The sequence below is a fragment of the Kribbella sp. NPDC026611 genome (genome assembly GCF_040638345.1).
Lineage (GTDB): Bacteria > Actinomycetota > Actinomycetes > Propionibacteriales > Kribbellaceae > Kribbella.
Map to the genome: position 1 here is coordinate 21,520 of NZ_JBEZYC010000020.1, position 6,717 is coordinate 28,236.

Sequence of the window (6,717 nt, forward strand, 5' to 3'; positions counted from 1 at the left end):
ATGACCGGGAGGTGAAAGGTGGCCACCAACAAACGTCAGACAAGCCCCAGGGCCGCGTCGGCTGCTTCGCGGACGCTATCCAGCTCGAAATCGACTCGCGCTGAGCGTTCGGCCGCCGCGAGCGCTCTTGCGCAGACGGGCGACCGTAGTCAGACCGGCACGAGGGCTGCGTCAGCCGCTGGGCGAACGCTCTCGAACCCGAGCTCGACGCCTGTTGAGCGTTCGGCTGCAGCCAGCGCGCTCTCGCAGACGCCGAGCCGAAAGAAGAAGTAGTTAGGCAGAGCGCCGGGCCCATGAGCGGGAACTGCGATCAGTGCAGTCGCGGCGAGGCGACCCCCATAGCTGCAAGCACCACGGCCCCCGGGAACTTCCCACTTCCCCCGGGGGCCGAGGTGCGTCTTCAGCCCGTCAATGGCCTGCGCGATCCGAGTCAGCCGGGGCTTTGGCCGTCCCGTCCAGAGCATCCAGGGACGCCAGTTCGTCGCTAGTCAGGTCGAAGTCGAAGACGGCCAGGTTCTGTGCGAGGCGGGTGGGGTTGGCTGATTTGGGGATGGGGACGATGGCTTGCTGCGTTTCCCAGCGGAGGACTACCTGGCCGGGGGAGCGGTCGTGGTTCTTGGCGATCTGTTGGATCGTGGGATGGGTCAGGAGGTCTGTGCCCTTGCCTAGCGGGCTCCACGCCTCCGTCACGATCCCGTGCAGACTGTGGAACTCCCGCTCGGCAGCCTTGGTCCAGACCGGGCTGAGTTGGACCTGGTTGACCTCGGGGGCAACGCCGGTCTCGTCGATGAGGCGTTGGAGGTGGGTCGGCTTGAAGTTCGAGGTGCCGATGGCGCGTACCAGGCCGGCCTCACGAAGGGCGATCAGGCCTTGCCACGCCTCGACGTACCGGTCCTGGGCGGGATTCGGCCAGTGGATCAGCAGGAGGTCGAGGTAGTCGACCCCGAGCTTCTCCGTGCTCGCCTCGAAGGCCTGGCGTGGTCCGTCCACACTGTGCCAGCGCTTGTTGAACTTCGAAGTCACGAAGACCTCCTCCCGCGGTGCACCCTTCAGCGCGCGGCCGACGCCGACCTCGTTTCGATAGTTCTCCGCGGTGTCGATCAGTCGGTACCCGAGCTCGAGCGCCGTACTTACCACCCGCTCCGCATCGTTGTCGTTCAGCGGCGATGTCCCGAGCCCGACCCGCGGCATCTCGGATCCGTGACTCAGTGTGACTGTCGGCATCTGGCTCATCCATCTCCTCCTTCGGCAAGCGCTGCCCCGACACCGTACGCCGATCACCGTCCGCACCCGCCGCCAGAGCCTGCCACCCTGCCCAGCCGCGGCCGTACGCCGTACGGTTCGGACCCCGCCGTCTCAGCATCGCCGGACCCCCGCGCGAACTGTCCGATCCGTGGTTCATCATGGTGCGGCGGGGCACGAAACGCGTTAGAGGGGTGGGCTTATGAAGAACCGGCTGATCACTCTGGTGGACCTTGGCCTGGACAGTTCGTTCGACGCATCGATGACGTTCGTGCAGGGCATCACCGGCAACATCAACGCCGGCTGGGACCAGCCCTTCATCGATGTGAACTTCGTCCGGACCCGCGACCACGAGACCGCCTTCTCGGCGTTGACCACCCCCTCCACGGTCCTGCATGTGATGGCACACGGTGACCACAGCGAGGAACCGTCCTTCCTCTCGACGGACGGCAAGACCCAGGTTTCGCTCAAGTCGCTCGCCGACTGGTTCCTCGACCACCAGTGGGGTATCGCCAGCGGCGTCGTCATCGCCGACGGCTGCAAGACCGGCATCGGCAAGTGGCAACGCGCCATCCGCGACTGCATCCAGGACGACATCACCTACATCGGCACCGGCGCGGTGATCGGCTGGTACGAGGCGACCGTCTTCTGCTCCGCCTTCTACGGCTCCCTGGTCCGCAACCGCGGCCTCGGCCGCACCCCCGCCGAACAAGGTTGGGACGCCGCCAACCGAGCCATCAGCGCCTACGAAACCCTCACCGATCAACGCTGTCCCTACAAACCAGTCCTCCTCACCCCCTCCCGCCGAGCCCTCCGCTCCCTCACCGGCTGACCCTCGCCGATCCAACAGACGGCCGGCCGGAGCGACCGGTCTCAGAGAGTGGGCGGCGACACGCTGTGGGTGACTACTTTGGGTTAGGTGTGTGAAACTTTTCGTGGGGTTGTCCTGTTGGGCGATCCGCAGTCTGGGTTGCCGGTGACCTGGGCGGTGTGAGGACGGGGAAGCCGTCCAATACGCATTGGGTGACCTGCTGACGTCTGCCCGACGCGGTGAAAGGAACGCCACCATGAAGCTCCACCGGAACTCCCTCCTCGCGGCTGCCGCGATTGTGCTGATTCTGTACGTCGTAACGCTGATCGTGCATCTTCCGCCGGCGTGGGCGGCGGTCGTGCTCACGGTGGTACTTCTCGTGCTGCTGGCGGTCGTTTGGAAGCAGCCCGACGAACCCCGTCCGGTTTCGGCCAAGACAGCACCGGCCCGACCTGTCGTGGTGCCTGATCCGGATCCGGTGTTCTCCGGGCCGCCGTCGCGGACGGTGAGCGACGTACGGTTGCCGTCGGCCTCGCCCGACTTCCAGTTCAGCTTCTCGGCTGTGGTCCAGTGGTCGACAGTGCTGTCCGGTTCGCGTCACGCCGACCTTGGTGCGGTTGCGGTCGACGCGTTGCTCGAGAGGGCTCGGTCGCTGACGTCCAGGCAGCAGGTGACGGAGGAATCTCTCAACCAGCACCGCCTCGCTGCCCTGCTCGGCGAGCCGGCGCTCGACGAGAAGGGCCAGGTCCGCGCCTGGGCGACCGAAGTACGACTGCGGTTGCCGGATCCGGACCAGAAGCATCTGCAACACCTTGCCGCGTTGCACCGCCGCGAGCAGACGACTCTGCTCGAACGCCGGATGGAGCAGGACAAGCGCGCCTACCTGAAGGACGACGTCTTCTCCACGCCTGGCTCCGCCGCGGTCTGGTGGCTGGTGAACCACCCCGGTGAGGTCGAGACCGCGCTCGGCCTGCTCGACACGTTGTCCGAGCTGTCGGCCGCTGCCAACGATCTGCCGGTTCGGCGCACGTCCCCGGAGGAACTCGAGCACCACCGGCCCACCCGTGCCGAACTCGCCTTCAGCACGGCAGTGGACGACCTCACCGAGACGGCCGCGGACACCGGCAGCAACCCGTCCGACGAGTCGCAGCAGCGCCCCGTCCCACGGCGCGTCGGTGCGACCAACGGCGAGTACCGCGAGGAGTTTTACAACGAGTAGACCGGTGAGGCGGGCCGTGTGCAGGGTGGGCCCGCCCCACCGGGATCGAGCACCCACGGCTACTCGTCCAGCCAGCGGATCGTCGTCGCTCCGCTGTGGCCGTGGATGCTCAACAGGGCGTCGACCCCGTCAGACCAGACCGTTGTGGTCGGGTACCGTCCGCCCCAGTGCAGGGCAACCGTCCCGTCGGTCCATTCGACGCCCTCGGCGACGACCCCGGTACCGCTCACCCCGGAGACGTCGACATGACGGACCAGCTGGAAACAGCGTGGCCCCGACCTGCTCGCGACCTTCAGATGGCGCCGGCGCGGGGTTCGCAGCAGCGTCGCGGGTCTTCCGCTGATCTCGTCCATGGGCCAAGTCAACGTCCGCCCGGCTGTCCGCACCAGGAACTCAACCGGTATCCACAGCGCACAAATTCTGCCCACCGGCGATCACCGAATCGCCATATTCTCATTGCAGGGAGTAACACAGACCACCCGCGAGGAGCGACCCGATGACCCTGATCGAGGAATGGACCGGCCGGCACGCGAACGCGTTGCGTGCGGCGTTGCGGCTGACCGCCGAGGAGTTCGCCGCGACGCTCGGCATCTCACCGCGCACGATCACCAAGTGGCGGGAGCGACCTGAGATCGTCCCCAGCCCGCACCTCCAGAAGGCCCTCGACACCTACCTGAGCCAGGCGCCACCCGACGCACGGATCCGATTCGAGGCCCACCTGGGCGTCGAGCGCCGCCAGGTGCCGATCGACGATGCCGTGCTCACGCAGCTCAACACCGCGATCGGTGATCTGGCGCGGGCGCTGGCCCTACTGCAGCCCGCCGATGCGGAGCGATCAGCCGCCCCTTGACGATGGAGTGCAGACTGGGCGGCGGCACGACGTACCGAAAGGAGCCGTACGTGAGGCGACGCCCCGTGGACTCGCGGAGTGTGCGATCGGTCGGCTGGTCCGACGGCACGCTGGAGCTCGAGTACGTCAACGGCTATGTGTACCGGTACCTCGACGTACCGCAGCCGACGTACGCCGCATTGTTGGCCGCACCAAGCATCGGCGCGTACGTCAACAAGCACATCAAACCGCACTACGAGTTCCGCGAGGTCTGAGCTTCTTTCACGTTTGCCGTTCGGGTACTGGGGTTGTGTAGCACGGGGGTTCGCCCAGACCAGGAGGTGGACATGAGCACGCGTCGAGCGTCCACGACCCGATCCCGAGCCATCACGATGTTCGTGGTGATCTGGCTGCTCATCGGCCTCGCGGCTGCCGTGCAGCGTAACTATTTCGCGAGCTCGAGCACGTCGTGCGCCAAGGTCGGAACGGTTGCCGTGACGATCCTCGTCGGCCCGCTCAACTACGTCGGCGCCAACCCGAAGATCGACTGCGCCGCGCCGAAGCCGTCCAGGTAACCGCCGACGGCGAACCATTTCCGCCGTACCGTGCCCTCACGGATGCACCAGACCGAGGAGGGGCCGTGGGCACACTGCGGGCGGGTATCGAGGCGGATCTCGAAAAGTTCAACGTGCCTGGTGCGAGCTGGGTGGTCTTCGACGACAGTTGCGTCGTCGAGACCGGTACGGCGGGAGTACTAGCCGTCGGTGAGTCCCAAGCTGTCGTGCCGGGCACGTTGTTCCAGGCTTGCTCCATCAGCAAGCCCGTCGCGGTACTGGGCATGCTCCGGCTGGTGGATCGCGGTCTGCTTGACCTCGATGAGGACGTGAACCACAAGCTGACGTCATGGCAGCTGCCGTCGACCAATCGCTGGCAGCCCACGGTGACCCCTCGGCTGCTTGCCAGCCACAGTGCGGGTACGACGGTGTCCGGTTTCCCTGGCTACAGCCACGACGATGTGCTGCCGACCGCTGTGGAGATCCTCAACGGGGTGGCGCCGGCCAACAACATCGGCGTACGCGTCGACATCATGCCGGGCACGCAGTTCCGGTACTCCGGTGGCGGGACGACGGTGGTCCAGCAGCTGATGGAGGACGTCACCGGTACGCCCTTCCGCGAACTGATGCGGGAGCTGGTGCTCGAACCGTTGGGGATGTCCGACAGCGACTATGCCCAGCCGCTGCCAACAGAGCTCCACGACCGAGCTGCGATCGGGCACGACGACCTCGGGGTACCGCTTGACGAGAAGTGGGACATCTACCCGCAGCTAGCCGCAGCTGGGCTCTGGACGACGCCGACCGATCTCGCGAAGTTCGCGGGCGGGGTCCGACGCGCGTATGGCGGCGATGATGGCGGGCTCGTGTCAGCACGGCTGGCGACGGAGATGCTGACGCCGCAGATCGAGTCGACGTCGCGGACCGGAGGACTCAGTCACCTCGGTTTGGGAGTGTTCGTAGGGGACGGTGGGCGGCGGTTCGGTCATAGCGGGAGCAACGTCGGGTACTGCTGCCACCTGTTGACGTACCGCGACAGTGGTCAGGGCGCGGTGGTGATGACGAACGGAGACGCGGGGGGTTGGGTGGTTCGCCGGGCCTTCGCCGCTGCGGCTGCGACGTACGGCTGGGACGACTATCCGATGGAGGTCGAGCTGCCGGAGGCGCCGTCCGAGGAGCTGCTGACCACGCTGGCCGGTCGCTATCGGCTGGAAAGCGGTCCGCGGTTCACGGTGAGGCGCTGGGGGAGTGGACTCGAGGTCGTCTTCGACGGGCAGTTGCCGATGCGCTTCGGCGCTGCCTCGGCGACGAGCTTCACCGCGGAGAGTCTGCTGACCGACCTGGAGGTGCAGGACAAGGAGTTGGTGCTGCACCAGGACGGTGCGGAACTTCGCTGCGCCCGGGAATAGCTCCCCGGGGTGCCCGGTTACACCTGATGCCGTCCGGTTTCATGACCCCGGGCCTCAACCTAAGCCGCTACGAGCGGCCACTCGCCGAGAGGCGTCTGCTGGACGGTGCGGTACGTGACAGGTGGGAGCCGGAGGACCGGCTCCCACCTCGTCGTCTGACCCACGAAAACCGTTTGTGTGGGTGAGGCATGATGGAGGTACTGCTCGCGGAGACGCGAGTGAGTGATGTGACCAGAGGGACGAGCGCTGGCTTCCCTCGGTGCCGGTCAGCCGGTGCTGAGGACGGGTGTCGAGGAGCTCCGGAGAAGGTCCGGGACCTCGATTTGCATCCGCACCGCGAATGTCAGTAATGTTCTTCTTGTTGGAGCGAGGCGCGGGACGCGAAAGCGGCCGGCCCTTCAACAAACTCCCTGAAGGTCTCGGCAGCTGAAACACACCCTGGTGGGTTTCAGTCACTGAGTCGCGCGGGGAGACTGGATCGAAAAGGCCGATTTGACCGGCCGGAAGCGAAACAGTAAAGTAGGGCGAGTTGCCCCGGAGCTTCAAACGAAAGTCTGAAGCGCGGTGTGCGTCCGATTTTTGAGAACTCAACAGCGTGCCGAAAGTCAATGCCGAAAGATGCATTAACCCTGTCCGCAGGCGTTGAACGATCTTAT

General features: G+C 66.1%; 8 protein-coding genes. 6 read left to right on the top strand and 2 right to left on the bottom strand.

The window, feature by feature from the left end; all coding sequences use genetic code 11:
• Positions 1-408 precede the first annotated feature (408 nt).
• Complete coding sequence (locus AB0E69_RS40995; RefSeq protein WP_360159774.1) at positions 409-1,233, bottom strand: aldo/keto reductase; 825 nt, start codon at positions 1,231-1,233, stop codon at positions 409-411.
• A 211-nt stretch (positions 1,234-1,444) separates the two neighbouring features.
• On the opposite strand from AB0E69_RS40995, the gene AB0E69_RS41000 reads away from it, so the two are divergent.
• Both AB0E69_RS41000 and AB0E69_RS41005 read left to right on the top strand, forming a co-directional pair.
• Positions 1,445-2,074: a hypothetical protein gene (locus tag AB0E69_RS41000; RefSeq protein WP_360159776.1), complete on the top strand. Its 630-nt coding sequence runs from the start codon at positions 1,445-1,447 to the stop codon at positions 2,072-2,074.
• Positions 2,075-2,309: 235 nt separating this feature from the next.
• Positions 2,310-3,272 (top strand): hypothetical protein, encoded by a 963-nt coding sequence (locus AB0E69_RS41005; protein WP_360159778.1) that lies wholly within the window; start codon positions 2,310-2,312, stop codon positions 3,270-3,272.
• A gap of 59 nt (positions 3,273-3,331) precedes the next feature.
• Here the strand turns inward: AB0E69_RS41005 and AB0E69_RS41010 are convergent, their stop codons facing one another.
• Complete coding sequence (locus AB0E69_RS41010; RefSeq protein WP_360159780.1) at positions 3,332-3,625, bottom strand: hypothetical protein; 294 nt, start codon at positions 3,623-3,625, stop codon at positions 3,332-3,334.
• Positions 3,626-3,768: 143 nt separating this feature from the next.
• On the opposite strand from AB0E69_RS41010, the gene AB0E69_RS41015 reads away from it, so the two are divergent.
• From AB0E69_RS41015 to AB0E69_RS41030, 4 genes are all read left to right on the top strand, one after another.
• The gene (locus AB0E69_RS41015) at positions 3,769-4,122 is read left to right on the top strand and encodes a helix-turn-helix transcriptional regulator (protein ID WP_360159782.1); all 354 of its coding nucleotides are present in this window, start codon (positions 3,769-3,771) and stop codon (positions 4,120-4,122) included.
• Positions 4,123-4,172: 50 nt separating this feature from the next.
• Positions 4,173-4,376, top strand: coding sequence for a KTSC domain-containing protein (locus AB0E69_RS41020; protein ID WP_360159784.1), 204 nt, complete (start codon positions 4,173-4,175; stop codon positions 4,374-4,376).
• Positions 4,377-4,448: 72 nt separating this feature from the next.
• Positions 4,449-4,676, top strand: coding sequence for a hypothetical protein (locus tag AB0E69_RS41025; RefSeq protein ID WP_360159786.1), 228 nt, complete (start codon positions 4,449-4,451; stop codon positions 4,674-4,676).
• A 65-nt stretch (positions 4,677-4,741) separates the two neighbouring features.
• Entirely contained in the window at positions 4,742-6,061 is a 1,320-nt protein-coding gene (locus AB0E69_RS41030) for a serine hydrolase domain-containing protein (protein ID WP_360159788.1), read from the top strand.
• Positions 6,062-6,717: the final 656 nt, after the last annotated feature.

Coding starts and splice junctions, on each gene's coding strand:
- AB0E69_RS40995 (WP_360159774.1), bottom strand. CDS start 1,233: ATGAGCCAGATGCCGACAGTCACACTGAGTCACGGATCCGAGATGCCG.
- AB0E69_RS41000 (WP_360159776.1), top strand. CDS start 1,445: ATGAAGAACCGGCTGATCACTCTGGTGGACCTTGGCCTGGACAGTTCG.
- AB0E69_RS41005 (WP_360159778.1), top strand. CDS start 2,310: ATGAAGCTCCACCGGAACTCCCTCCTCGCGGCTGCCGCGATTGTGCTG.
- AB0E69_RS41010 (WP_360159780.1), bottom strand. CDS start 3,625: ATGGACGAGATCAGCGGAAGACCCGCGACGCTGCTGCGAACCCCGCGC.
- AB0E69_RS41015 (WP_360159782.1), top strand. CDS start 3,769: ATGACCCTGATCGAGGAATGGACCGGCCGGCACGCGAACGCGTTGCGT.
- AB0E69_RS41025 (WP_360159786.1), top strand. CDS start 4,449: ATGAGCACGCGTCGAGCGTCCACGACCCGATCCCGAGCCATCACGATG.